A 24,523-nucleotide genomic window follows, 5' to 3' on the forward strand; every position below is an offset into this window, starting at 1 on the left:
CGAAGCCGGCCCCGGTTCGCCCCGGGGCCGGCTTTATCGTATCAAAGCAGTCCGCGCGGAACGGCGCCTACACCGGCGCCAGCCGATGGGCGGACCCCATGGCCGACAAGTTGCTCACTCCGCACAGCGTCATTGGCATGTCGAGTTCGCGACCCAAGATGCGAATGGCGCGGGTGATGCCGGCTTCTCCGCCCGCTGCAAGTGAACCGCACCGGGTTTCGTGGAGGCCCCATCTTCTGAGAGAGTGGGATCATCATGACGAAACCGGCATCCCCCGAATACGCCCCTGAAGTCCGGGAGCGCGCGGTTCGGATGGTGCTCGAGCACGAAGGCGAGCACGCCTCGCAGTGGGCAGTGATCGGCTCGATCGCGGCGAAGAACGGCTGCAATCCCGAGACGCTGGGGAACTGGATTCGGCAGGCCGAGCATAATCAGGGCAAGCGTCCTGGTCCGACAACGGACGAGCAGGAGCGGATCAAGGCGCTGGAGCGTGAGGTGCGAGAACTGCGCCGGGCGAGTGAGATCCTTCACAAGGCGTCGGCGTATTTCGCCCAGGCGGAGCTCGACCGCCCGTTCAGGAAATGATCGCCTTCATCGACGAACACCGCGCCGACCACGGGGTCGAGCGGCCTCCTTCTCGACCAAGGCCTTCAGCACCTTGGCGACGGCCGGCGGCTCGGTCGTCACGTGTCTGCACCAGGATGGCACGGTCTGCCCCCATGGCGAGAGCGGTGCGCAGGGTTTCCTGGGCCTGGGTCGGGTCGACGGAGACCACGACGATCTCGGTCGTCGTGCCGGCTTCTTTCAGGCGCACGGCTTCTTTGACAGCGATCTCGTCGAAGGGGGCATGCTCATCTTCACGTTGGCCGTCTCGACGCCGCTGCCATCCGCCTTGACGCAGACCTTCACATTGTAGTTGACAACCCGCTTCAGGAGACAAGGATGTTCATGAATATCAGTCCTCTTGCGGCTGGGCCGCAGATGTGGCGCGAGACAGAATGCGGCGGGCCTTTCTTGCCATCGCTTCGTCGATCATGCGGCCATCGACCACCGCAACACCCTTTACACTTTCCGCCACGACAAGGCGGGCATGGGCGATTTCGGCCTCGGTCGGCGTCAGGGTCGCGTTGATGGCGGATATCTGGCCAGGATGGATCGCCGCCTTGGCGCCGAATCCCAGAGCCAAGGCGGCGGCGGCCTCCCGTTGCATTCCTGCTGCATCGGTCAGATCGAAGAATGGGGAGTCCACCGCTTCGATGCCGGCCAGAGCCGCGGCATTGACCAGCCGGGAGCGAGCGGACAGCAGCGGCTCCCACGCGCTGGCGCAGCCCAGGTCGGCGGACAGGTCCGCGGCACCAAAGAACAGCGCAGCCAGCCGGGGCGATGCGCGGGCGATGTCCTCAACCGCCGCAACACCACGGGCCGATTCGATCAGCGCCACCAGCGGCAGGGGATTTCCGGCGCCGCTCAGCAGCGCGTCGATCCAGCGGATCGTCTCGGCACTGTCGACCTTTGGCACGATGACGCAGTTCGGCCCGCCGTTTGGCGGCCGGCGCGTCAGCGCCAGCAGGTCCTCCAACCCGTCGGGCGTCACCGGTGCGTTGATGCGCAACGCCCGCAGGATCGGAACGGCCGGCGGTGCCGCGAGGGCAGCCAGTGCCGTGTCGCGCGCCGCCGCCTTGTCGGCCGGTGGAACGGCGTCCTCCAGGTCGATGATCAGCACATCGGCGCCGGATCGGGCAGCGCGGTCGAAGCGCTCCGGGCGGGTCGCCGGGGTGAACAGCCAGCTGCGGCGTGGCCGCCCGTCGTTGAACGGTTCGCTCATGGAGCGACCGCGAATTCGGCGGTCATGGCGATTTGACCGTCCGGGCCGACCACCCATCCTTCGATTTCGCCGTCCTCCCTGTCCGCCGCGTTCAGCGTGAAGGGCGCTGTGTCGAACAGCGGCCGCCGGGCGCGGAAGCGGAAGCCGGCAACCCGCCGGTCCCCGAGATTGCGCAACACCAAGTCCATCAGCAGGGTCGCCGTCAGCGGTCCATGCACCACTAGCCCCGGATAGCCTTCGGTCTCGCGGCAGTAGGGGCGGTCGTAATGGATGCGGTGGCCGTTGAAGGTCAGCGCCGAGTAACGGAACAGCAGCACCGGGTCGGGGGTGACGCTGCCGGTCCAGCGGGCGACGGGCAGCGGCTCGGCTGCCGCGGCCGGCGGCAACGTCTCGCCCGGCTTGGCGGCTTCGCGGTAGACGATGTCCTGCTTCTCACGGACGGCGACGCCGGCGTCGGTCGCGATCTCGTGCATCACGCTGACGAACACCATGTCGCCGGACCGGCCGGCCTTGTGCTCCACCGCCTTGATCGTGGAGGTGCGCCGCATCTCCGCACCGATGGGGATCGGCGCCAGGAAGCGCATGTCGCTGCCGGCCCACATCCGTCGCGGCAGCGGCACCGGTGGCAGGAAGCCGCCCTTGTGCGGGTGGCCGTCCTCGCCAATGTCCCGTTGCAGCGCATTGGGGAGGAAATGCAGCCAATGGCCGAGCGGCGGCAACTCTCCGACCGGCCATGGCGGGGTGTCGTGGTCCAGCGTCGCGGCCAGCCCCGCCAGCGGTCCGGCGACGGCGGTATCGGTCCGCATCTCCACCCGACCGACCCAATCCTTCAGATGATCGAACATCACGGCGACACCCCGGATATGTGCAGGATTTTTCCCGGATTCATGAGGTTATGCGGGTCGAAGGCACGCTTCAGCGTCGCCATCATCTCCAGTTCCACCGCTGATTTGTAGCGTGGCATCTCGTCGATGCGCAGGCGGCCGATGCCGTGTTCGGCCGAGATCGAGCCGCCGAGTTCGACGACGATGTCGTGGACGATGGCGTTGACCGTCGCCAGCTTGGCCTTCCATTCGGCCGGATCACCGTCCTCCGCCTGGATCGGGTTGTAATGGATGTTGCCATCGCCGAGATGGCCGAAGGAGAAGGGGCGGATGCCTGGGCAGGCCCGTTCCAGAGCCGCGTCGGTCCGATCAAGGAACCGCGCGACGCGGGAGATCGGCACCGAGACGTCGTGCTTGAAGGATACGCCTTCGCGCTTCTGGCCTTCCGGGATGCCCTCGCGGATGCGCCACAACGAATCCGCCTGGGCCTTCGACGCAGCGACCACGCCGTCGAGCACCTCGCCGGCTTCCAACCCCGCCTCCAGGATGCCTTCCAACATTTCCGCCAGACGATTGCCGGACTCCTGGTCGGCCAATTCCACCAGCACGTACCAGGGATAGCGGTCGCGCAGGGGATCGGGCACGTCGGGCACATGTTTGCGCGCCACGTCGATGCAGGCGCGCTGGATCAGTTCGAAGGTGACGATGCGGTCACCGGCCACGCCCTTGGCGCGGGTCAGCAGATCGACGGCGTCGCTGGGGGCCGACACCGCGACCAGCGCCGTGGCGGTGGCGCGCGGCAGCGGCGACAGTTTCAGCACCGCGGCGGTGACGATGCCCAGCGTGCCTTCCGAGCCGATGAAGATCTGCTTCAGGTCATAGCCCGCATTGTCCTTGCGCAGGCCGCGCAGCCCGTCCCAGATTTGCCCGTCGGGCAGCACCACCTCCAACCCGGCCACGAGGTTGCGCATGTTGCCGTAGCGCACGACCTGCACGCCGCCGGCGTTGGTGGCGATGTTGCCGCCGATCTGGCACGATCCCTCGGCGGCGAGGCTCATCGGGAACAGCCGGCCGACGTCGCGTGCCGCGTTCTGGATGTTGGCAAGGATGCAGCCGGCCTCCACCGTCATCGTGTCGTTGTCGATGTCGATCTCGCGGATGCGGTTCAGCCGGTTGGTGGAGATGACGATCTCCGATCCGTCGGCATGCGGCTGGCTGGCCCCGGTCAGTCCGGTGTTGCCGCCCTGCGGCACGATCGGCGTGAGGGTTTCGGCGCAGATGCGGACGACGGCGGCGAGCGCCTCGGTGCTGTCGGGCAGCACCACGGCGGGCGACCGGCCGACCCAGCCGTCGCGCCAGGATTCCATGAAGGGCTTCATGGTGTCGGGATCGGTGATCAGGCCCCGCTCGCCGACGATGGCGCGGATCGGGGCGAGTACGGCCGTCGCGAAGTCCGGCCGCAAGGTGGACTGCCCGCTGGTCAGGATGTCGTCCGGGTCGTTCGGCAAGGGGGCTCTCCCTGGGCTTCGGGCCTGCGTCACAGCGCGCGGTAGGCCGTCTTGATGATGGTGTAGAATTCGATGGCCGAGCGCCCCTGCTCGCGCGGGCCGTAGCTCGACATCTTCCGGCCGCCGAAGGGTACATGGTAGTCGACGCCCGCCGTCGGCAGGTTCAGCATGGTCATGCCGGCCTGGATGTTCGCCTGGAAATGGCGGGCGTGCTTCATCGAGTTGGTGATGATGCCCGACGACAGGCCATAGTCGGTGTCGTTGGCGACGGCCAGCGCCTCCTCGTAATCGCTCACGCGGATGACGCTGGCGACCGGGCCGAACACCTCCTCGCGATTGATGGTCATGGCATTGCTGGTCTCGGTGAACAGGGCCGGCGCCAAGAACCAGCCGCGTGTCGGCCGCTCAAGCCGCGTGCCGCCGGATGCCAGCCGGGCGCCCTCGCCAAGGCCGGTGTCGATGTATTGCAGGTTCTTGGTCAGCTGGAATTCGTCGATCACCGGGCCGATCTGGGTTTCCGGCTGCAGGGCGTGGCCGACGCGCAGCGCCGCCATCCTTTCCACCATCGCGGCGACGAAGGCATCGTGGATGCTGTCCTCGACGATGAAGCGGCCGGTGGCGGTGCAGCGCTGCCCGGCGTGGAAATAGGCGCTGTTGACGCCGATCTCGGCGGCCCGCTCGGGATCGGCGTCGCCCAGCACCACCAGCGGATTCTGGCCGCCGAGTTCGAGCTGGACGCGGATCATGCGTTCGGCACAGCGCACGGCGATGCGCCGCCCGGTGTTGACCGATCCGGTGAAGGACACCGCGTCCACCGCGTCGACCACCGCGGCGCCGACATTCGGACCGGCGCCGATCACCAGATTGAACAGGCCGGCCGGCATGCCGTGCGCTTCCAGGGCCGCCGCGATGATGCGGGTGACGGCGATGGAGATGCCGGGGGTCTTTTCCGACGGCTTCCAGATCACCGCATTGCCGAAAGCCAGCGCCGGGGCGATCTTCCACATCGGCGTGGCGACGGGGAAGTTCCAGGGCGTCACCAGACCGATGACGCCGACCGGCTCCCGCGTCACGTCGACCTCGACCCCCGGCCGTACCGAACCCAGCGTCTCGCCCGGCGCACGCAGCGCCTCTGCCGAGAAGAAGCGGGCGAGATGGGCGGCGCGGGTGATCTCGCCCAGCGCGTCGGGGATGGTCTTGCCGCCTTCGGTGGCGGCGATCCGCGCCAACTCGTCCTTGCCGTCGAACAGCGCGCGGGAGATGGCGTCGAGCACCAGAGAGCGCTGCTCCACCGTGGCGGCACGCCATTGCGGCTGGGCTTTGCGGGCGGCGGCCACCGCTTCGGCCACGTCGTCGGCACCGGCCAGCGTGTAGGAACCGGCCAGTTCGTCCAGGTCCGACGGATTGAAGATGTCGAGCCGGTCGTGGCCCGGCCGCCAGCAGCCGGCAATGAAGTTGGTGGTCGGACGGGTGTCGGGGGACATGTTGGGTCTTCTCCGGAAATCTGTTCGTTTGAGGGCAGGTACGGCGGCCGGCATCAGCCGGCGCGCGCCACCCGCTCCTTCAGGGCGGTCAGCGCCCACAGCGTCTCGATGGTCGGCACCGGCACGCCGCGGCGGCGGGCCAGGTCGAGGACGGCGGTCACGATGGGATCGATCTCCATGCTGCGTCCTGCCTCGAAATCCTGCAGCATCGACGGCTTGTGACCGGGAACGCCGCTGCCGCGGCTGAGCCGCTCGTCGATGTCGTCGGGTAGCTCGACGCCCCAGGCGCGGGCCACATCCAGGCATTCGCGCATCAGCCGGCCCTGGACGGCAGCCATGCCGGGGGCCTGCTCCATGGCGCCCATGGTGGCGCCGGTCAGCACGCTGGTCGGTCCGACCGCCATATTGAGCATCAGCTTGCTCCACAACGGGGCGCGGATGTCGGCAGGCAGGCGGGCGGTGGCGCCGGCCGCGTTGAAGCTGTCGGCCAGGGCCGCCAGCTTCGCGGCGTGGTCGCCGGGCCGGGGGGCGCCGAAGGCCAGCACCGGCATGGCGGTGTGGGCGACGATGCCCGGTTCGACGATGCGGGCCGGGAGAACCTCCATCACGCAGGCGGCGACCCGCTCCGGCCCGATGGCCGACCAGACGGCGCCACCGGGATCGACCACGTCCAGCGGCTCCGGCGTCACGTCGTCCCCAGCACCGTACAGGTACCACCAGGGGATGCCGTTCTGCGCCGCCACCACCAGTGTGTCCGGGCCGCAGAGCGACGGGAAGGACGAGGCCAGCGCCGGCAGCCCGTGCCCCTTGACGGTGACGATCACCACGTCCTGCGGTCCCAGTTCGGCGGCATCGTCGCTGGCCCGCGGTCGGCAGGTCAGCGTGCCCTTCGGCGTCTGGACGGTCAGTCCGCGCTCGCGGATGGCCGCCAGATGGGCGCCGCGCGCCAGCAGCGACAGATCGTGCCGGCCTGTCGCGGCGAGATACCCCGCCAGCGCGCCGCCCACGGCGCCGGCCCCTACGACGGCGATGCGCATGTCGTCCCCTCTTCCTGTCTCACTTGAATTCCAGGGGCGGTAGCGCGTCGTCCAGGCTGTTGCCCAGCCCCTGGAACTGTTCTTCGATCTGCTTGTCGTCGAGTTTGACGGCAGTCGACTTGTAATGCATGACCATCTGCGGGAAGGCGATCACCAGCCCCACCATCACGAGCTGGATGACGACGAAGGGCACGGCGCCCCAATAAATCTGGCTGGTCAGGACCGGCGCCGTCTCCTTCTTCGTCACGCGGTCGATGTAGGGCAGCTTCGGCGCCACCGAGCGCAGGAAGAACAGCGAGAAGCCGAAGGGCGGATGCATGAAGCTGGTCTGCATGTTGACCGCCAGGATGATGCCGAACCACACGAGATCAATGCCCAGCCGGTCCGCCGCCGGTGCCAGCAGCGGGATGATGATGAAGGCCAGTTCGAAGAAATCGAGGAAGAAGGCCAGCAGGAACACCATGACGCTGACCGCGATCAGGAAGCCCATCTGCCCGCCGGGCAGGGAGACCATCAGCTCCTCGACCCAGACATGGCCGTTGACGCCGTAGAAGGTCAGCGAGAACACCCGGGCGCCGATCAGGATGAACAGCACGAAGGCCGCCAGCTTCGCCGTCGAATAGGTGGCCTGACGCACCATGTCGAAGCTCAGCCGCTTCTTCATCGCTGCCAGCGCCAGCGCGCCGACGGCACCCATGGCGCCGCCCTCGGTCGGGGTGGCGAGGCCGATGAAGATGGTGCCGAGCACCAGGAAGATCAGCGCCAGCGGCGGCACCATCACGAAGGTGGCCTGCTCCGCCATGCGGGAGATCAGGCGCCGGCCGCTGGCCCGCTCAACCAGCGCCACGGCCAGGGCGTAGAGCGCGCCGGCCGCAACCGAATCGCCAAGCAGAGCCCAGGTTGCCCAATCGTTCAGAGTCAGCCACGCCGCACCCGCCGTCAACGCCACCGTCGCGGCTGCCTGCAGAACCAGACGCTGCGCGCCGAAGGTCCGGTTGAAGGTGGCGGCCAGGAAGGCCACCAGCACCGCCACGGACAGCAGCAGCACGACATAGTCGGCGCCGGACTTCACGCCGGTGCGGCCCATCACCCAATAAGCGACCGCGCCGGAGAACAGGGCGAGCAGGCCGAGCTGCCAGATGCCGCGTGCGCCGTTCGGCTCGCGGTAGGCGATGGCCTCCGGCGGCAGGCCGGGGGCGGCCTTGGGGAAGATGATCGAGACGATGAAGACATAGAGGGCGTACAGGCCCGACAGCAGCAGGCCGGGGATGAAGGCGGCTTCGTACATGTCGCCGACGGAGCGGCCGAGCTGGTCGGCCATGACGATCAGCACCAGCGACGGCGGGATGATCTGCGCCAGCGTGCCCGAGGCGGCGATGATGCCCGACGCCAGACGGCGGTCGTAGCCGTAGCGCAGCATGATCGGCAGCGAGATCAGGCCCATGGAGATGACCGAAGCCGCGACCACCCCGGTCGTCGCCGCCAGCAGCGCGCCGACGAAGATGACGGCGTAGGCGAGGCCGCCGCGGATCGACCCGAACAGCTGTCCGATGGTGTCGAGCAGATCCTCTGCCATGCCGGAGCGTTCCAGCACCAGCCCCATGAAGGTGAAGAAGGGCACGGCCAGCAGCACGTCGTTGTTCATCGTGCCGTAGACGCGTTCCGGCAGCGCCTGGAACAGGTCGGGTCGGAACAGGCCCAGCTCGATGCCGATCAGGCCGAACAGCAGGCCGTTGGCCGCCAGCGCGAAGGCGACCGGATAGCCCAGCAGCAGCATGACCACCAGCACGGCGAACATGATCGGCGCCATATTGTGGCCGAACCAGCCGCGCCAGCCGTCCTGTTCGGCGAGCGCGCCGGCACCCGGCACCGGCAGCACGTAGAGCGCCACGGCGACGGCGGCCAGCAGCAGCAGGGAGATGACGGACAGCCGGACGGCGCGCGGCGAAAGGGAGGGGGAGGTCGTGCTCATCACGCGTCTACCGGCTGGGAATGGTGTCGGGATGGGCGGTCCGTTCGCGTTCAGCGGCGAGCAGCCGCTCGGCCTCCGCCTCGGCCGCCGCCTGATGGCCTCCGGCCCGCTGGGTCGCGTCCTCCAGATGTCCGGACATGATCGCGGCACGCTTGACCAGTTCCGACAGGCCCTGGACGAACAGCACGGTGAACCCGAGCGGAATCAGTAACTTCGCCGGCCATTGCGGCAACCCGCCCGCGTTCATCGACTGTTCCTCGATGGCGAAGGAGGCGATGGCGAAGGGCCAGGAGGTGATCATCATCACGAAGCTGAAGGGCAGCAGGAAGGCGATATGGCCGAACAGGTCGATGCCGTCCCGCGCGCGCTTGGTCAGCATCGCGTTGACGATGTCGATGCGGATGTGTTCGTCGTCCTTCAGCGTCCAGGGGGAGCAGAGCAGGAACACCGCGGCGAACAGCACCCATTGCAGTTCCAGCCACGAGTTGGAGCTGACGTCGAACAGCTTGCGGATGACGGCGTTGACCGCCGAGACCAGGATCGCCAGCAGGATCAGCCAGGATATGGCCTTGCCCAGCCGAGCGGTGACCGCGTCGACCAGCCGGCAGGCCCCGACCAGGGCCATCATCAGAGGGGAGGGGGTGTGGCTCGACATGGGGGCAGCTTCTCCCGGAAGGCCGGTCGCGAAGGCCGCGACGGAGCCAGGACCGGATGCGGCGATGTCGGCATCCGGTCCTGGGTGGGATATCGCGAGGAGCGGCGGCGGATCAGCGCCGGGTCAGGCGGAGCGTCGCGCTGTCATAGGCGTAATCGGATGCCTGGAGCCACAGGTTGGAGTCGTTCTGGAAGCGGCGGTAGCTCTCGTAGAGCTTCTTGAAGGCCGGGTTCTTGTCCGCCAGCTCGTCATAGAGGTCCATCGCCGCCTTGTGGCTGGCCTGCAGTACGTCCTGCGGGAAAGCGCGCAGCTTGGCGCCGTTGGCGACCACGCGCTTCAGCGCCGCCGGGTTCAGCACATCGTAGCGCGCCACGCTGTCGACGTTGGCCAGTGCCGCGCCGGCGGTCAGCGCCGCCTGATAATGCTTCGGCAGGCTGTTCCAGCGGTTGGTGTTGATGAAGAAGTGCTGGAGCGAGGTGCCGTCCCACCACCCCGGATAATAATAGTAGGGCGCGATCTTGTAGAGGCCGAGCTTCTCGTCGTCGTAGGGGCCGTTGAACTCGGCGGCATCGATGGTGCCGCGCTCCAGCGCCGGGTAGATGTCGCCGCCGCCGACCTGCTGCGCCACCACGCCAAGCTTGGCGAGGATCTGGCCGCCCAAGCCGGAAATGCGGAACTTCAGCCCCTTCAGGTCTTCGACGCTCTTGATCTCGCTGCGGAACCAACCGCCCATCTGGGCGCCGGTGTTGCCGCCGGCCAGCGCTTTCAGGTTGTAGCCGGCATAGAACTCCTCCAGCAGCTTGCCGCCTTCGCCGTGATAGAACCAGGCGTTCTGCTGGCGGGTGTTCAGGCCGAAGGGCAGGCAGCAGCCGAAGGCGAAGGCCGGGTCCTTGCCGACATAATAGTAGGATGCGGTGTGGCACATCTCCACCGTGTCGTTACTGGCGGCGTCCAGCGCCTGCAGTGCCGGGACCACCTCGCCGGCGGCGAAGACCTGGATCTGGAACTTGCCGTCGGTGGCCTCGGCGACGTTCTTTGCCATCACCTCGGCGCTGCCATAGAGCACGTCGATGTTTTTCGGGAAGCTGGACACGCAGCGCCAGCGGATCGTCGGCTCCGATTGGGCGATCGCCGGGGCCGCAAGCGTGGATGCACCGGCGGCGACGGCGGCACCCTTGAAGAATTGACGGCGCTTCATGCTGTTTTTCCTCCCGAAGTTCTTGTTGTGTGGCGACGCGATGCGGGGTGGACGCGCGGATCCGTTGTTGTCGTCAAGGTACAGAGCCATATGAATCCGGGTGGACAGGCATCCTGCTTTCCAACATCTGGCGGTGGGCGCGGCCTCTCCTTGGCACGAGGTTGATGGGTGTTGGCTTGTGTTCCGCTTATCGCTGAGGATTTTCCGGGAACGGCCAGGGACGACGTGGTGATCCTGACAGTGGAGCAAGCGCTAGCACAGCGGAATGTGTTTCGTGGGCATACCAGCCATAAGCCGGGCAAGCCTTCAGGCATGCCAACTGTTTTGCTCAAACCCAGTGAGGCACGGTGAAACGGGTACGCCAACGAACGGTTTGCTATGCCCGCAATGAATATCTGTTACAGGCACGCCGTGCGCTCCGCGACGGGCGGCCGGTCGATAGTCTGTGGCGGACTGTTCCCAACCGCCTCAAACGACGGATGTTCAACCGCATGAACGGTGTGCGCCATGTCTAGGCCGTCCTCTCCGCTCAACGCCGCCGGGGCTGCCTATCTCGAAGCGTTGCAGGAACGCTTCCGCGACGATCCTGCGTCGGTGGATGTGAGCTGGCGCGCCGTCTTCCAGATTCTGGACGAACTCGGCGCCGCCACCCCGGCGTCCGGTGCGCCGCTGTCCGATCCGCTGGTAGCGCTGCACGAGGAAATCCGCCAGCGCGGTCATGCTGCCGCCGACCTCGATCCGTTGGGCCGTACCGCTCGGCCCGCTGGGCAGGCGTCCGAGGATGCGGAGACCGCAAGGCTGCGTCGGCTTTACCAAGGGACGCTGACGCTTGAGACCGCCCATATCGACGATTCGGCGCTGCGGTCCTGGCTGCGCGACGCCTACGAGAGTGCGGACGTCGTCCCGCCGGCCGAGGCGCGCCGCCGGGCGCTGTCGCTGCTGAGCGCGGCGGAGGAATTCGAGAAGCTACTCGGCACCCGTTATCCCACGAAGAAGCGCTTCGGCGCGGAGGGGATGGAGACGCTGATCCCGCTGCTGGACCGTATCCTCGCGGCGGCGGCGGCGGCGGGCGTCACCGCGGTCCAGGTCGGGACCATGCACCGCGGCCGGCTCAGCCTGATGGCCAATGTGCTGGGCAAGCCCCTGGTCGAGCTGTTCGCGGGCATCAAGGGCATGCACCCGTTCCTGGCCGATCCGCCGGTTCCCGCCGATGTCCCCTATCACATGGGGGTGGAAAGCAGCCTGTCCTTTGACGACCGGACGCTTGCGCTGACCCTGTCGCCCAACCCGTCGCATCTGGAGGCGATCAATCCCGTCACCCTGGGCCGGGCGCGGGCACGCCAGGATCTGGTCCGCGAGCAGGGGGGCGAGGCGCACCGGGTTCTGTGCGTGCTGTTGCACACCGACGCCAGCGTGATCGGGCAGGGCAGCGTGACCGAGGCGCTGCAGCTGTCCGGCGTCGCCGGCTTCACCGTCGCCGGCACCATCCACATCGTCGTCAACAACCAGATCGGCTTCACCACCGAACGTGACGAGGCGCGGACCTCGCTCCACTGCACTGGGCTGTGGAAGGCGGTGGACAGCCCCATCCTGCACGTCAACGCCGACGATCCCGACGCGGCGCTGCGGGCTGCCGATCTTGCAGTCGCCTTCCGGCAGGCGCATGGGCGTGACGCGGTGATCGACCTCGTCGGCTACCGCCGCAACGGTCACAACGAGATCGACGAGCCGCGCTTCACCCAGCCGCTGGACTACACGGCGATCGACACGCACCCGCCGGCGCGCGCGCTCTATGCCAAGCGGCTGGTCGCGGAAGGCGTCGTCGGCGACGGCGCCGTGGAGGGTCTGGCCGCCGGGCACAAGGCCCACTTCCAGGAGGCGCTTGCCGCCGCCGCCGACCACCGGCCGAATCATGACGGGTTCCCCGGCGGCCGCTGGGCGCCTTTCGCTCCGAACGGTTCGGCGTCCATCGAACCGGACACCGGTATCGCCGTCGACCGGCTGCGAAGCCTACTTGCGGCACTGGCCGCCATTCCGGACGGATTGGCGGTCGACCGCAAGGTGGAGCGCGTCATCCGCCGCCGCGCCGAGGAGCCGCTAGACTGGGCAACCGGCGAGGCGCTGGCCTTCGCCACGCTGCTGACGGATGGAACGCCGGTGCGGCTGACCGGCCAGGACGTCGTGCGCGGCGCCTTTTCCCACCGGCATTTCGCGCTGACCGATGCCGTCACCGGGCGTCGCCATGTCAGCCTGAACCATCTGGGCGTCCCCCAGGCCCGCTTCGACGTGGTCAACAGCCCGCTGTCGGAATATGCCGTGCTTGGCTTCGAATACGGCTACAGCCTGGAACGGCCCGACGCGCTGGTGATCTGGGAGGCACAGTTCGGCGATTTCGCCAACGGCGCCCAGATCCTGATCGACCAGTTCATCGTCAGCGCCGAGGACAAATGGCGCCAGCCCTCCGGTCTCGTCATCCTACTGCCGCATGGCTTGGAAGGGCAGGGGCCGGAGCATTCCTCCGCCCGGCCGGAACGCTTCCTCCAGATGGCGGCGCGCGACAACATCCGCATCGCCCATCCGTCCACTCCGGCGAACTACTTCCACCTGCTGCGGCGGCAGATGTTGCGGCGCGACCGCAAGCCGCTGGTGGTGCTGAGCCCGAAGACCCTGCTGCGCCTGCCGGCCGCGGTGTCGGCGCTGGCCGATCTCGCGCCCGGGACCGGGTTCCAGCCGATCGTCGTCACTGCCGGGGAACAGGTTCGCCGCATCCTGCTGTGCAGCGGCAAGCTGGCATACGAGCTGGAGCGTGAACGGGCCGCCCTGGGAACCGACGATGTCGCGGTGGTGCGGCTGGAGATGCTGTATCCTCTGCCCGAAGCCGAACTGTCGGCGCTGTTCCGCCGCTGGCCGGACGCATCCTGCCTGTGGGCGCAGGAGGAGCCGGTCAATCTGGGCGCCTGGACCTACCTCGACCGCCGGCTGGAGGCCTTGCGGGAAGCGGCCGGCTGCGCCGAGCCGCGCGTCGCCTGCGTGGCCCGCGCCGAGGCGGCCTCTCCCGCCGGCAGCTTCCACGGCGACCATGACGCCGATCAGCGCCGGTTGGTCGAACAGGCGTTCGCTGGAATTGTCGCTGCTGCAAACGCCGCCTCTCCGCCGTCCCGCGGGAAAGCGGCGGCGGAGTGACGACCCGGCCGTCTCCAGAGATGGCCGGACCGGATAGCAAACATCGTACAACGAACACCGGGGAAACGCGCCGATGTCTTCCACCTTGAGCACCGTCAGCCCGTCCGAAGCCCGTCCGCTTCTGCTTCCCGACCTGTTGCAGGCCACGGCTTCGGCGCTCGACGCGGTGGCGCGGCTGGCCGAGGCGGCGGAGCGCGGCGTCGCGGCGCTGGTGGCGCCGGAGGGCCGCGTGGACGCAGCCCTGCTTGATCGCCATCAGGTGGCGGCGCATGGTTTCGCCTGGGTCGCCACCTATGCCGAGGCGCTGCACCAGATGCGGGGCTGGGCGGAGCGGCTGGACCGCGCCGGCCGGCTGGGCGAACTGGAAGCGTCCATGCTCCAGGCGGCGTTCGGCGAGTATCTGGCTCAACTCGATGGCGGCTTGGCGATGAGCCAGGGCGAGATCGTCCGGCCGGCCGACTTCGCCCTGGGCGAGGAGGAGCGGGACGCCTTCCGCACCGACGCGGTGCGCCGGCTGATTGCCGCCGGCAACGCGTCCGGCCTGCGGCTGCGCATCGCCGAGCTGCTGGCCGATGCGCTGCATGGCGGCGGCTTCGGCGAGGCGGCGCTGGAGGACGAGGCGCTGGACATGGTGCGCGACCAGTTCCGCCGCTTCGTCGCCGACGCGGTGGAGCCTCATGCCCACGGCTGGCACCTGAAGGACGAGCTGATCCCGCTCGCCGTCGTCGAGCAGATGGCCGAAATGGGCGTGTTCGGCCTGACCGTGCCGGAGGAGGATGGCGGGCTGGGCATGGGCAAGCTCGCCATGTGTGTGGTGACGGAGGAGCTGTCGCGTGGCTATATCGGCGTCGGCTCGCTCGGCACCCGTGCGGAGATCGCTGCCGAACTGATCCGCATGGGCGGCACGGCCGAACAGCGGGAGCGCTGGCTGCCGCGCATCGCGTCGGGCGAGATCCTGCCAACCGCCGTATTCACCGAGCCCAACACCGGCTCCGACCTGGGCAGCCTGCGCACCCGTGCGGTGCTGGACGGCGACACCTATCGCGTCACCGGGGCGAAGACCTGGATCACCCACGGCAGCCGGTCGGATCTGATGACGCTGCTGGTGCGCACCGACCCGGACGCTCCCGGCTACCGCGGCCTGTCGATGCTGCTGGCCGAGAAGCCGCGCGGCACCGAGGCGGACCCGTTCCCGGCCGAGGGCATGAGTGGCGGCGAGATCCCGGTGCTGGGATATCGCGGCATGAAGGAATACGAGATCGGCTTCGACGGTTTCGCCGTTCCGCGCGAAAACCTGCTGGGCGGCGTCGAGGGCCAGGGGTTCAAGCAGCTGATGGCGACCTTTGAATCCGCCCGTGTGCAGACAGCCGCCCGTGCCGTCGGCGTGGCGCAGAACGCAATGGAACTCGGCCTGCGCTATGCGCAGGAGCGCGTCCAGTTCGGCCGTCCGCTCGCCGCCTTCCCGCGCGTCGCCGGCAAGCTGGCCTGGATGGCGGTGGAAACGATGATCGCCCGCCAGCTGACCTATTTCGCCGCGCGCGAGAAGGACGGCGACCGCCGCTGCGACATCGAGGCGGGCATGGCGAAGCTGTTGGCCGCCCGCGTCGCCTGGTCGAACGCCGACAATTCGGTTCAGATCCATGGCGGCAACGGCTATGCCGTCGAATATCCGGTCAGCCGGGTGCTGTGCGATGCCCGCATCCTGAACATCTTCGAGGGTGCGGCGGAAATCCAGGCCCAGGTCGTCGCCCGCGGCCTGCTGTCGCGCCGCAACTGAGAACTGCCGGTCGGGCGGAACTGACCTGTGGCGACTACGCTTGTGCCATACCAGCGTATTCGCTATCCGACGGGGAGGACCGAAAAGACAAGGCTGCCCGCGATGGAACTTCTGGAACTGCGCTATTTCGTTCAGGTGGCCGACCTTGGCAGCTTTTCCAAGGCATCGGTCAAGCTGGGCATCACCCAGCCGGCGCTGAGCCGGCAGGTCCAGAAGCTGGAACACGAGTTGCGCACCAGCTTGTTCTATCGCCATGGCCGCGGCGTTTCGTTGACCCAGCAGGGGCGCAAGCTCTACGACGTGGTGCGCCACCTGCTGGGAGCGCTCAGCGAGATCAAGGAGGAAATCCAGGACCAGTCGGAACGGCTGACCGGATCGGTCACGCTGGGTCTTCCGCCGTCGATCTGCGCCACGCTGGGCGCCCCGCTCGCCCGCCGCTTCCACGAGAATTATCCGGACGCCACGCTGCGCATCCACGAGGTGTTCAGCGGCACGTTGCTGGAGTGGGTGGAGGGTGGGCGGCTCGATCTCGCCGTTCTCTACGACGCCCGGCGCGGACGCAGCATGCTGTCGTCGCCCCTGCTGGTGGAAAACCTGCTTCTGGTCCAGTCCGCGAAGGAGGCGGCTGCCGGCGACGGCGGGCCTGTCGGGGTGGAGATGTTGGGCGATCTGCACTTCGTGCTGCCCGGTCTGGAAAACGGGCTGCGCCGCGTGGTGGACGCGGCGGTTCGCCGTGCCGACATCGATCTGCTGGTCGATATGGAGATCGATTCCGTCACCGCCATCAAGCAGCTGGTGGAGGAGGGAATGGGATCGACCATTCTCCCCTTCGGCGCCGTCCACCGGGAGGTGCACCAGGGCCGGCTGGTCGCGCGTGAGATCACGTCGAAGGACATGCATGCCATGCTGGTCACCGCGACACCGCTGCATCAGCCGGTGTCGAAGGCGACGCGCGCCCTGCTGCGGCTGATCCATGCCGAAGTCGTCAAATGCGTCGCCAATGGCGTTCTGAAGGGCAAGGTCGTCGCTCCCGGCAGCGCGGGGGAGCACAGTGCGCCCTGACGGCGCCCGGCTCCGCACCTTCCACCCTGATATGCTTTGGGCGCTGATAGCAGTTATGACGGATGGTCCATAGCACGGCCCGTCCGGCCCGGATAGCCTCCCCCCATCATCACATAATCCCTTGGGGAGGAACCGAGAATGACGAAGCGCTTGGACGGCAAGGTCGCCCTTATTACCGGGGCGGCGCAGGGCCTGGGCCTTGCGATGGCCGAGATTTTCGTACGCGAGGGCGCCCGCGTGGCGGTCGTGGACATCAACGGCGACGCCGCACGCGCGGTGGCGGAGCGGCTGGGCGAGTCCGCCATCGGCATCGCCGCCAACGTGACCAAGGCCGCCGATGTCGAGATGACCATCGCCGCGACGGTCGAAAAGTTCGGGCGCCTCGACATCCTGGTGAACAATGCTGGCTCCACCCACGCCAAGGGTCCGTTCGAAGATGTGACCGAGGAGGAGTTCGACCGTGTCTTCGCCCTGAACGTCAAGTCGATCTACCTCTATTCCAAGGCGGTGGTGGCGACCATGCGGGCGCAGAAGTCCGGCGTCATCCTGAATCTCGGCTCCACCGCCGGGCTGCGCCCGCGTCCGGGGCTGGTGTGGTACAACGCGACGAAGGGCGCGGTGCACAACATCACCCAGTCGCTGGCGCTGGAACTGGCACCCGACAACATCCGGGTCTGCGCGCTGGCTCCGGTCGCCACCGAAACGCCGCTGCTCGCCACCTTCATGGGCGGCGATACCCCGGAGAAGCGGGCGGCCATGATGGGCATCGTCCCGCTCGGCCGCCTGGGCCGACCGTCCGACGTCGCCAATGCCGCGCTGTATCTCGCCTCCGACGAGGCGTCCTTCATCACCGGTGTGGTGCTGGAAGTCGACGGCGGGCGGTGCGTGTAAGGCCGGGGCGCATCTGCGCCCCTTCCCCGCGCTAATCCGTTCAATCTCATTCCTGCGAAGCGGATCCCCTTGCCATGTCCTCGCTACTTTCCGATCTGCGCATCGTCGAGGTTTCGGCCTTCGTCGCAGCTCCACTGGGCGGCATGACGCTGGCCCAATTGGGCGCGGAGGTGATCCGCATCGACCCCATCGGCGGCAACATCGACTACCGGCGCTGGCCGCTGGCGCCCAACGGCACCAGCCTCTATTGGACGGCTCTCAACAAGGCGAAGCGGTCGGTCGCCCTGGCGCTCGACAAGCCGGAGGGGCGGGAGATCGCCCAGGCCATCATCACCGCGTCGGGCGAGGATGCCGGCTTTCTGCTGACCAACTTGCCGGCCAGCGGCTGGATGGGGTATGAGGCGCTTTCCGCCAAGCGCGAGGACCTGATCATGCTGCGGCTGACCGGCAATCCCGACGGATCGGCGGCGGTCGATTACACCGTCAACTGCGCCGGCGGATTCCCGATGGCGACCGGCCGGGGAGGGGAGCCGGTGAACCATGTTCTGCCGGCCTGGGACGTGGCGGCCGGCCTCTACCTCGCCACCGGGCTGTTGGCGGCCGAACGGCATCGCCGCCGCACCGGCCGGGGGCAGGAGGTGACGGTGGCGCTGGCCGACGTGATGCTGGCGACCGTCGGCAATCTCGGCTATCTCGCCGACGTGCGGGTGAACGGCGCCGTGCGTCCGCCGATGGGCAATGACCTGTATGGCGCCTATGGCCGGGATTTCGCTACCGCCGATGGACGGCGGGCGATGGTCGTCGCCATTTCCAACCGCCAGTGGAAAGCGCTCGGCAAGGCGACCGGGCTTGGGGACAGGCTGGCGATGATCGGCCCACTGATGGGCGTGGACATGGATGATGAGGGCGGGCGCTTTCTGGCCCGGGATGCAATCTCCGCCGTGCTAGCCCCTTGGTTCGCCGCGCGCACCTTGGCGGAGGTGGAGGGTGCGTTCACCGCTACGGGGGTGCTGTGGGGCCCCTACCGCGATTTCGGCCAGCTCGTTGCGGAAGACGCACGTTGCTCCATCGCCAACCCGTTGTTCCGCGAAATCGACCAGCCCGGCGTCGGGTCGCTGCTGGTTCCCGGATCGCCGCTCGGTTTTCCCGGTCTGGGCGAGCGCACCGATCATCGTCCGGCTCCCCGTCTGGGACAGGACACCGAAGCGGTGCTGGCCGATCTGCTGGGTTTGTCTTCCGCGGAGATCGGTCGACTTCATGATGCCGGTATCACCATGGCATGAGGAGAGAGTGGGATGCGGCCCTAAGAGCCTGACCCGAAAAGAATTGAGTGATTTCAGTCCCTTGTGATTCGATCGATGTTGCGAAGCATGACGAATGACAAGACAATGTGGACTGAAATCACCCGAGCGCAGTATCGGCGGAAAGGATTGCGGTATTCAAGCGACACAACGGACGCGGAGTGGGCGGTGCTCGCACCACTCCTCCCGGCGGCTCGACGCTTGGGACGGCCGCGAACGTTCAACGTGCGCGAGAGCGTGAACGGCATCCTCTTTCTGGCGACCTCCGGGTGCCAGTGGCGGCAACTGCCGAAGGATTTCCCGCCGATGACGACGGTCCAGCGCTATTTCCAACACTGGCGCGACGATGGAACCTGGGAAACGACCAATCACGCCTTGGTGGCGATGGTTCCGGGAAACCATGGGACGGGAGGCCTGGACTTGCCCGAACAAAGTGGAGAGCCAGTGTGTCGATCCTACGCAGCGACCTCAAAGACACAAGGGCTTTGGAAGCCGAGTGAGGAGTGTCGCCGGATTGGATTATAGAAGCCGTCGATGTAGCGGCCAATGGCGATTTCAGCCTGCCGCCGCGAAGTAAAGATCGTGCGCCATACCAGTTCTGACTTCAAGGTCTTGAAGACAGTCTCCACCATCGCGTTATCGTAGCAGTTCCCGCGCCCGCTCATCGAAACCAACATTCCGTTCTCCTGCAACACCTTCTGGTAATCATCTGAACAGTATTGGCTTCCACGATCTGAATGATGAATCAGACCAGGAGGTGGCTGCCGAACGGTAATGGCCCGCTTCAACGCCGTGATCGCCAACTCCTTGGTGATCCGGTCATTGGTGGCCCATCCCACGATCCGGCGGGAGTACAGATCCAGCACGATGGCCAGATTAAGCCAACCTTCAGCGGTCCAGACATAGGAAATGTCGGTTCCCCATTTCCGGTTCGGCGCCGGAGCGGAGAAGTCCTGATCGAGCAGGTTTGGCGCCACCAAGCCGCCATGCTGGCTGTCAGTGGTTCGCTTGTACCGGCGCCTTTGGAGGGCCTTCAGGTGGTTGTCACGCATCAGGCGGGCGACGCGATGGCGACCGACCGTCACGCCGTCCGCCGTCAACTCGGCATGCATCCGTGGGCTGCCATAAGTTTCGCGCGACGCTGTGAACCGGCTTCGGATATGGGCCAACAGCACCAGGTCGGTTCGTTGTCGAACACTGGCTTTGCCCGTCTTCCACGCATAGTAACCGCTGACGCTCACACCCAAGAGCTGGCAAAGCCGGGAGACCGGAGCACCCGCTTTCTCTGCATCGATGAGCTGAACTCTCATCGATTTGTCTCCTTCGCAAAGAAAGCGGCTGCCTTTTTTAACAGGTCACGCTCCTGGCGTAAAACCTTGTTCTCACGACGCAGACGGATCAATTCCTTTTGCACATCGTTTTGTCGACCGGACAGAAGCTCCGCTTCCTGATACCGCGATCTCCATCGCGTCAGTGTCGATTTGCCGATCCCCAAATCAGCCGCCACTTCCCCGACAGTCCGGCCGCTCGTTGCGATATGCCGAACAGCTTCCCGCTTGAAGTCTTCCGTTAGCTTACGCCGATGCCCGTCACCCATGCCAAACCTCCTGGTCCCTCAGACCATAGATGGAGGCTCTCCACTTTGTTCGGGCAAGTCCAGGGCCATTGACTGGGCCGGGCGCGCACGAACAGCGCTTGGGCGACGTCACTCAGAAACTCCGCAACGCTCTGGAGGTCAGTTCGACCGTCTTGAGATCAGGGTCTACAGGCTGCTCCCCCGGAACAGGTCAGCCGGTGGTCACCGCCCATCACCGGGATGCCATTTCTGGCTGGAAAGTGTTACGGCGCTCTGGTTGCCATCGCTCTCGTCGATACGACTGTGGCAGATCAGCGACGCGACGACACCATGCTCGTCGTCGCGACGAAATCCCAGAGGGTATGAGCATCGCGCTGGAACTCCCCCTATCGTGACGGCTGGCATCTCCGATAAAGAGGGGCCAATCAGCGGGTTCGCCGGTGATTTCAACCGTATCGTCGCAAATGTTCAATCAGAGATGGAGCGGCCGCCCCAGCAGCCTGAGCGCAATTTCGTGGAAGACCTCGCCCAAAGTCGGGTGAGCATGGATCGTTCCCGCCACATCCTCCAGTTCGGCCCCCATTTCCAGCGCCAGCGCGAACTCCCCCGACAATTCCGAAATATGGGCGCCCACCGCCTGGATGCCGATCACCCGCCGGTTGTCCCGACGCGCCACCAGCCGGACGAACCCGCTCCCGCCGGCGTCCATCCGCCCAGCATCCAGGGTGAGGGCGCGGCCGTTGGCGGCGAAGGGGAACTGGTCGAAAATCGCGTCGATCCCCTGCGCCATCGCCTCGTCCGGCGACAGACCGACGCTGACGATCTCCGGTTCCGTGAAGCAGACCGCCGGGATTGCCGTCGGGGCGAAGCGGCGACAATGGCCAGCAATGATCTCCGCCACCATCTCGCCCTGCGCCGACGCTTTGTGGGCCAGCATCGGCTCGCCGACCAGATCGCCGATCGCCCAGACATTGCGCATCGAGGTCCGGCACTGGTCGTCCACCGCGACGAAGGCTCCCTGGCGATCGACACCCATCGCCTCGAAGCCCCAGCCCTCCAGCCGGGGACGCCGGCCGACGGTCGAAAGCACCGCGTTGGCCGGCAGCCGACTCATCCCACCATCCGCCGTCTGCACAACGAGCGCATGACTCTCCCCCTCTGTCTCCATACCCAGCGCACGGGCACCGAGGTGAACGGTCACTCCAGAGCGCTCCAGCCAGCGTCGCACAGGGTCGGTCAGAGCCGCGTCGTAAAGCGGCAGGATGCGCGGCTGCGCCTCGACCACCGTCACCGCGGAGCCCATCCTGGCGAAGGCGCTGCCCAGTTCCAGCCCGATATAGCCGCCACCGACCACCACCAGCCGACGCGGCAGCCGCTCGAGCGACAGCGCCTCGGTTGAGGAGAGCACCGGTCCACCGAAGGGAAGGGTAGGTAGCGGCACCGGTTCCGAGCCGGTGGCGAGGATCACATGTTCCGCCTTCACGGTCAGAGGACCTTCGCTGCTTTGGACAGTGCAGGTCTTAGCATCGGAGAAAACCGCCCAGCCGCGCAGCACCCGCACCTTTGCCTTGCGCAGCAGGGCCGCCACCCCACCGCTGAGCCGATCGACGATCCCATCCTTCCAACGCATGGCGGTGGCGAGATCAAGACGCGGCGGCGTGTCGAGCGCGATGCCGAGATGGCCATCACCAACCGATTTCTGCATCGCCTCAAACCGGGCAGCGACATGGATCAGCGCCTTTGACGGAATGCAGCCACGGATCAGACAGGTGCCGCCCAGGCGGTCGGCCTCGATCAACACGGTATCGAGCCCCAACTGGCCAGCGCGGATGGCGGCGACATAGCCGCCCGGTCCGCCGCCGACCACGAGCACCTGGGCGGTGACGGTCTTTACGCTGGATGCATTCATTGGGGTTGGTCCAGGAAAAGGGTGGCGGGCTGTTCCAGCAGGGTTTTGACTTGCTGAACGAAGGAGGCGGCGTCCCAGCCGTCGACGACCCGGTGGTCGAAGGAACAGGACAGATTCATCATCGACCGAATGAGGATGGCGCCCTTACGCACCACCGGCCGCTCGACGATCTTGTTGACGCCGACGATGGCGACCTCGGGCCGGTTGATAATCGGCGTGGTGGCGAGGCCGCCTAGGGCTCCCAGGCTGGTGATGGTGATGGTGGAGCCGCTGAGCTGCTCCCGCCCAGCCTGCCCGTCGCGCGCGGCGGCAGCCAGTTTGCGGATCGCGTCGGCGGCCTGCCACAGGTCGAGCGTTTCGACATGGCGGACGACCGGCACCACCAACCCGCCGGGCGTTTGTGTTGCGATGCCGGCATGCACCGCCGCGAACCGGTGGACGACATTCGCCGCATCGTCGTAACGCGCGTTGATTTGCGGGAATTCCGGCAGCGCCCGCACAAGGGCGCGGATCAGGAAAGGCAGCAGGGTCAGCTTCGGCCGCGTTGCGCCACCCTCGGCGTTGAGGTGCAGGCGCAACTCCTCCAGGGCGGTAACGTCAATCTCCTCGATGTAGGAGAAATGCGGGATGTGGCGCTTGGCCTCCTGCATGCTCTCGGCGATCCTGCGGCGAAGGCCGCGCACCGGCACCTCCCACACCCCGGCCCGAGCTGAGGGCGATGGCCGCTCGGCGACGGCAACACCGCCGACCTCCGATGCCCCGTCAAGGTGCCGCTCGAGGTCGCGATGCAAAATCCGGCCGTCGGGACCGGAGCCCGCAACGAACTGCAAGGGAATGCCCAGGTCCCAGGCGCGGCGCCGCACCGCCGGCGAGGCGGTCGGCTTGACGCCGGGCGGTCGACGGACCAGTAGGGCAGGCGGGGAGACGTCCGGCCAGACTGTTGCCGCCTCCGGCGCGGGGGCACCGGCGATCATCGGCGGAGGCGTGGCTGTGAGGGGCACCGTTGCAAGGGAGGCATTGGGCGTATCGGCGGGGGCGTCGTCGGGCACGTGAGCGCCGTCCCCCTCCACCTCCAGCACAACCAACTCGGATCCGACCGCCAGCATCGTGCCGGGATCGCCGTTGAGCGACAGCACTGTGCCGGCCACCGGCGACGGGATCTCGACCGTCGCCTTGTCCGTCATCACATCGACCAGCGTCTGATCCTCGGCGACGCGGTCGCCGAGCGCGACATGCCAGGCGACGATCTCCGCCTCGGCAGTGCCCTCACCGACATCGGGCAGCTTGAAGACATAGCGCGCCATGATCAGTCCTCCATCACGCGGCGTAATGCCTCGGTAATTCGAGCCGGGCCGGGGAAATACTCCCATTCGAAAGCGTGCGGATAAGGCGTGTCCCAGCCGGTGACCCGCTCGATCGGCGCTTCCAGATGGTGGAAGCAATGCTCCTGTACCAAGGCGGACAACTCGGCACCGAAGCCGCCGGTCCGGGTCGCCTCATGCACGATGACGCAGCGGCCGGTCTTGCGCACCGACGCCTCGATTGCCTCAATGTCGACCGGCACCAGGGTGCGCAGATCAAGAATTTCTGCATCGACCTGCGCATCGCGGGCGGCGGCCAGCGCCACATGCACCATGGTGCCGTAGGCGAGGACGGTGACGGCGCCGCCGCTGCGCACAGTCGCCGCCTTGCCGAGCGGGATGGCGTAATGGCCGTCGGGCACGTCGCTGGCTGGATGCTTGGCCCAAGGCACTACCGGGCGGTCGTGGTAGCCCTCGAAGGGACCGTTGTAAAGACGCTTGGGCTCGAAGAACATCACGGGATCGTCGTCTTCGATGGCGCTGATCAGCAGCCCTTTGGCGTCGTAAGGGGTCGAAGGGATCACCGTCTTCAGTCCTGCGACATGAGTGAAGATGGCCTCCGGACTCTGGCTGTGGGTCTGACCACCAAAGATGCCGCCGCCGTAGGGTGCCCGCACCGTGAGCGGTGCCGTGAACTCGCCACCGGAGCGGTAGCGCAGCCGCGCTGCTTCGGAAATCAGCTGGTCGCAGGCCGGGTAGATGTAGTCGGCAAATTGCATCTCCGCGACCGGGCGCAGGCCGTAGGCGGCCATGCCGACGGCGATCCCCATGATGCCGGCTTCGGTGATCGGGGTGTCGAACACCCGTGCGCGTCCATGCTTGCTCTGCAGCCCGTCGGTGCAGCGAAACACGCCGCCGAAATAGCCGACATCCTCGCCCAGAACGACGACGTCGTCGGTCCTGGTCAGCATCACATCCATCGCCGCATTCAGCGCCTGGACCATGGTCATGGTCGCCATC

Annotated in this window: 17 protein-coding genes, 4 pseudogenes and 1 other annotated feature; of the genes and pseudogenes, 7 read left to right on the plus strand and 14 right to left on the minus strand. The window is 67.0% G+C overall.

Annotated elements, in window-relative coordinates; translation table 11 throughout:
* Positions 1 to 67: 67 nt before the first annotated feature.
* Positions 68 to 193: pseudogene (locus M5E06_RS35880) on the minus strand (hypothetical protein); the annotation flags it as partial.
* Between the two features lie 62 nt (positions 194 to 255).
* Here M5E06_RS35880 and M5E06_RS17335 point away from each other — a divergent pair.
* A pseudogene (locus tag M5E06_RS17335) lies at positions 256 to 659 on the plus strand (transposase); the annotation flags it as partial.
* Positions 540 to 635, plus strand: a sequence feature (AL1L pseudoknot). It overlaps the preceding pseudogene by 96 nt.
* Here the strand turns inward: M5E06_RS17335 and M5E06_RS17340 are convergent.
* From M5E06_RS17340 to M5E06_RS17380, 9 genes and pseudogenes are all read right to left on the minus strand, one after another.
* Positions 631 to 954, minus strand: a pseudogene (locus M5E06_RS17340) (electron transfer flavoprotein subunit beta/FixA family protein); the annotation flags it as partial. The pseudogenes M5E06_RS17335 and M5E06_RS17340 overlap by 29 nt on opposite strands.
* Before the next feature lies 1 nt (position 955).
* A complete protein-coding gene (locus tag M5E06_RS17345) occupies positions 956 to 1,825 on the minus strand; it encodes an aldolase/citrate lyase family protein (RefSeq protein ID WP_252139226.1) in 870 nt (289 codons plus the stop codon).
* Positions 1,822 to 2,670: an HTD2 family dehydratase gene (locus M5E06_RS17350; RefSeq protein ID WP_252139227.1), complete on the minus strand. Its 849-nt coding sequence runs from the start codon at positions 2,668 to 2,670 to the stop codon at positions 1,822 to 1,824. The genes M5E06_RS17345 and M5E06_RS17350 overlap by 4 nt, the downstream gene beginning before the upstream one ends.
* Positions 2,670 to 4,157 carry an FAD-binding oxidoreductase gene (locus tag M5E06_RS17355; protein ID WP_252139228.1) on the minus strand — a complete coding sequence of 496 codons (1,488 nt, stop codon included), beginning with the start codon at positions 4,155 to 4,157 and terminating at the stop codon, positions 2,670 to 2,672. The genes M5E06_RS17350 and M5E06_RS17355 overlap by 1 nt, the downstream gene beginning before the upstream one ends.
* Positions 4,158 to 4,186: 29 nt before the next feature.
* On the minus strand, positions 4,187 to 5,641 hold the full coding sequence (locus tag M5E06_RS17360) for an aldehyde dehydrogenase family protein (protein ID WP_252139229.1): 1,455 nt from the start codon (positions 5,639 to 5,641) through the stop codon (positions 4,187 to 4,189).
* A gap of 53 nt (positions 5,642 to 5,694) precedes the next feature.
* Positions 5,695 to 6,678 (minus strand): ketopantoate reductase family protein, encoded by a 984-nt coding sequence (locus M5E06_RS17365; protein WP_252139230.1) that lies wholly within the window; start codon positions 6,676 to 6,678, stop codon positions 5,695 to 5,697.
* A 19-nt stretch (positions 6,679 to 6,697) separates the two neighbouring features.
* Positions 6,698 to 8,488, minus strand: a complete 1,791-nt coding sequence (locus M5E06_RS17370) for a TRAP transporter large permease (protein WP_353654347.1) — start codon at positions 8,486 to 8,488, stop codon at positions 6,698 to 6,700.
* Positions 8,489 to 8,657: 169 nt separating this feature from the next.
* Positions 8,658 to 9,305 carry a TRAP transporter small permease subunit gene (locus tag M5E06_RS17375; protein WP_252139232.1) on the minus strand — a complete coding sequence of 216 codons (648 nt, stop codon included), beginning with the start codon at positions 9,303 to 9,305 and terminating at the stop codon, positions 8,658 to 8,660.
* A gap of 112 nt (positions 9,306 to 9,417) precedes the next feature.
* Entirely contained in the window at positions 9,418 to 10,503 is a 1,086-nt protein-coding gene (locus tag M5E06_RS17380; RefSeq protein ID WP_109154269.1) for a TRAP transporter substrate-binding protein, read from the minus strand.
* 507 nt (positions 10,504 to 11,010) lie between these two features.
* On the opposite strand from M5E06_RS17380, the gene M5E06_RS17385 reads away from it, so the two are divergent.
* From M5E06_RS17385 to M5E06_RS17410, 6 genes and pseudogenes are all read left to right on the plus strand, one after another.
* Positions 11,011 to 13,686, plus strand: coding sequence for a 2-oxoglutarate dehydrogenase E1 component (locus M5E06_RS17385; RefSeq protein WP_252139233.1), 2,676 nt, complete (start codon positions 11,011 to 11,013; stop codon positions 13,684 to 13,686).
* 73 nt (positions 13,687 to 13,759) lie between these two features.
* Positions 13,760 to 15,463 (plus strand): acyl-CoA dehydrogenase family protein, encoded by a 1,704-nt coding sequence (locus M5E06_RS17390; RefSeq protein ID WP_252139234.1) that lies wholly within the window; start codon positions 13,760 to 13,762, stop codon positions 15,461 to 15,463.
* A gap of 102 nt (positions 15,464 to 15,565) precedes the next feature.
* Positions 15,566 to 16,525, plus strand: coding sequence for a LysR family transcriptional regulator (locus tag M5E06_RS17395; RefSeq protein ID WP_252139235.1), 960 nt, complete (start codon positions 15,566 to 15,568; stop codon positions 16,523 to 16,525).
* A 138-nt stretch (positions 16,526 to 16,663) separates the two neighbouring features.
* Positions 16,664 to 17,416, plus strand: coding sequence for a glucose 1-dehydrogenase (locus M5E06_RS17400; protein WP_252139236.1), 753 nt, complete (start codon positions 16,664 to 16,666; stop codon positions 17,414 to 17,416).
* Positions 17,417 to 17,490: 74 nt separating this feature from the next.
* Positions 17,491 to 18,699: a CoA transferase gene (locus tag M5E06_RS17405; protein WP_252139237.1), complete on the plus strand. Its 1,209-nt coding sequence runs from the start codon at positions 17,491 to 17,493 to the stop codon at positions 18,697 to 18,699.
* 105 nt (positions 18,700 to 18,804) lie between these two features.
* Positions 18,805 to 19,180 (plus strand): annotated as a pseudogene (locus tag M5E06_RS17410) (transposase); the annotation flags it as partial.
* Here M5E06_RS17410 and M5E06_RS17415 read toward each other — a convergent pair.
* The 4 genes from M5E06_RS17415 to M5E06_RS17430 all read right to left on the minus strand — a co-directional run bounded on the left by M5E06_RS17415 (position 19,173) and on the right by M5E06_RS17430 (position 24,522).
* A protein-coding gene (locus tag M5E06_RS17415) for an IS3 family transposase (protein ID WP_252139238.1) occupies positions 19,173 to 20,314 on the minus strand; the annotation gives its coding sequence in 2 pieces (ribosomal slippage) (positions 19,173 to 20,044 and positions 20,044 to 20,314; 1,143 coding nt in all). The pseudogene M5E06_RS17410 and the gene M5E06_RS17415 overlap by 8 nt on opposite strands.
* Before the next feature lie 451 nt (positions 20,315 to 20,765).
* Positions 20,766 to 22,202, minus strand: a complete 1,437-nt coding sequence (gene lpdA / locus M5E06_RS17420; RefSeq protein WP_252139239.1) for a dihydrolipoyl dehydrogenase — start codon at positions 22,200 to 22,202, stop codon at positions 20,766 to 20,768.
* Complete coding sequence (locus M5E06_RS17425) at positions 22,199 to 23,506, minus strand: dihydrolipoamide acetyltransferase family protein (protein WP_252139240.1); 1,308 nt, start codon at positions 23,504 to 23,506, stop codon at positions 22,199 to 22,201. Before M5E06_RS17425 ends, lpdA begins: the two co-directional genes overlap by 4 nt.
* Positions 23,507 to 23,508: 2 nt before the next feature.
* On the minus strand, positions 23,509 to 24,522 hold the full coding sequence (locus M5E06_RS17430; RefSeq protein ID WP_252139241.1) for an alpha-ketoacid dehydrogenase subunit beta: 1,014 nt from the start codon (positions 24,520 to 24,522) through the stop codon (positions 23,509 to 23,511).
* Between the last annotated feature and the right edge of the window lies 1 nt (position 24,523).

Origin of the sequence: Azospirillum sp. A1-3, from assembly GCF_023806445.1 — a bacterium.
GTDB lineage: Bacteria > Pseudomonadota > Alphaproteobacteria > Azospirillales > Azospirillaceae > Azospirillum.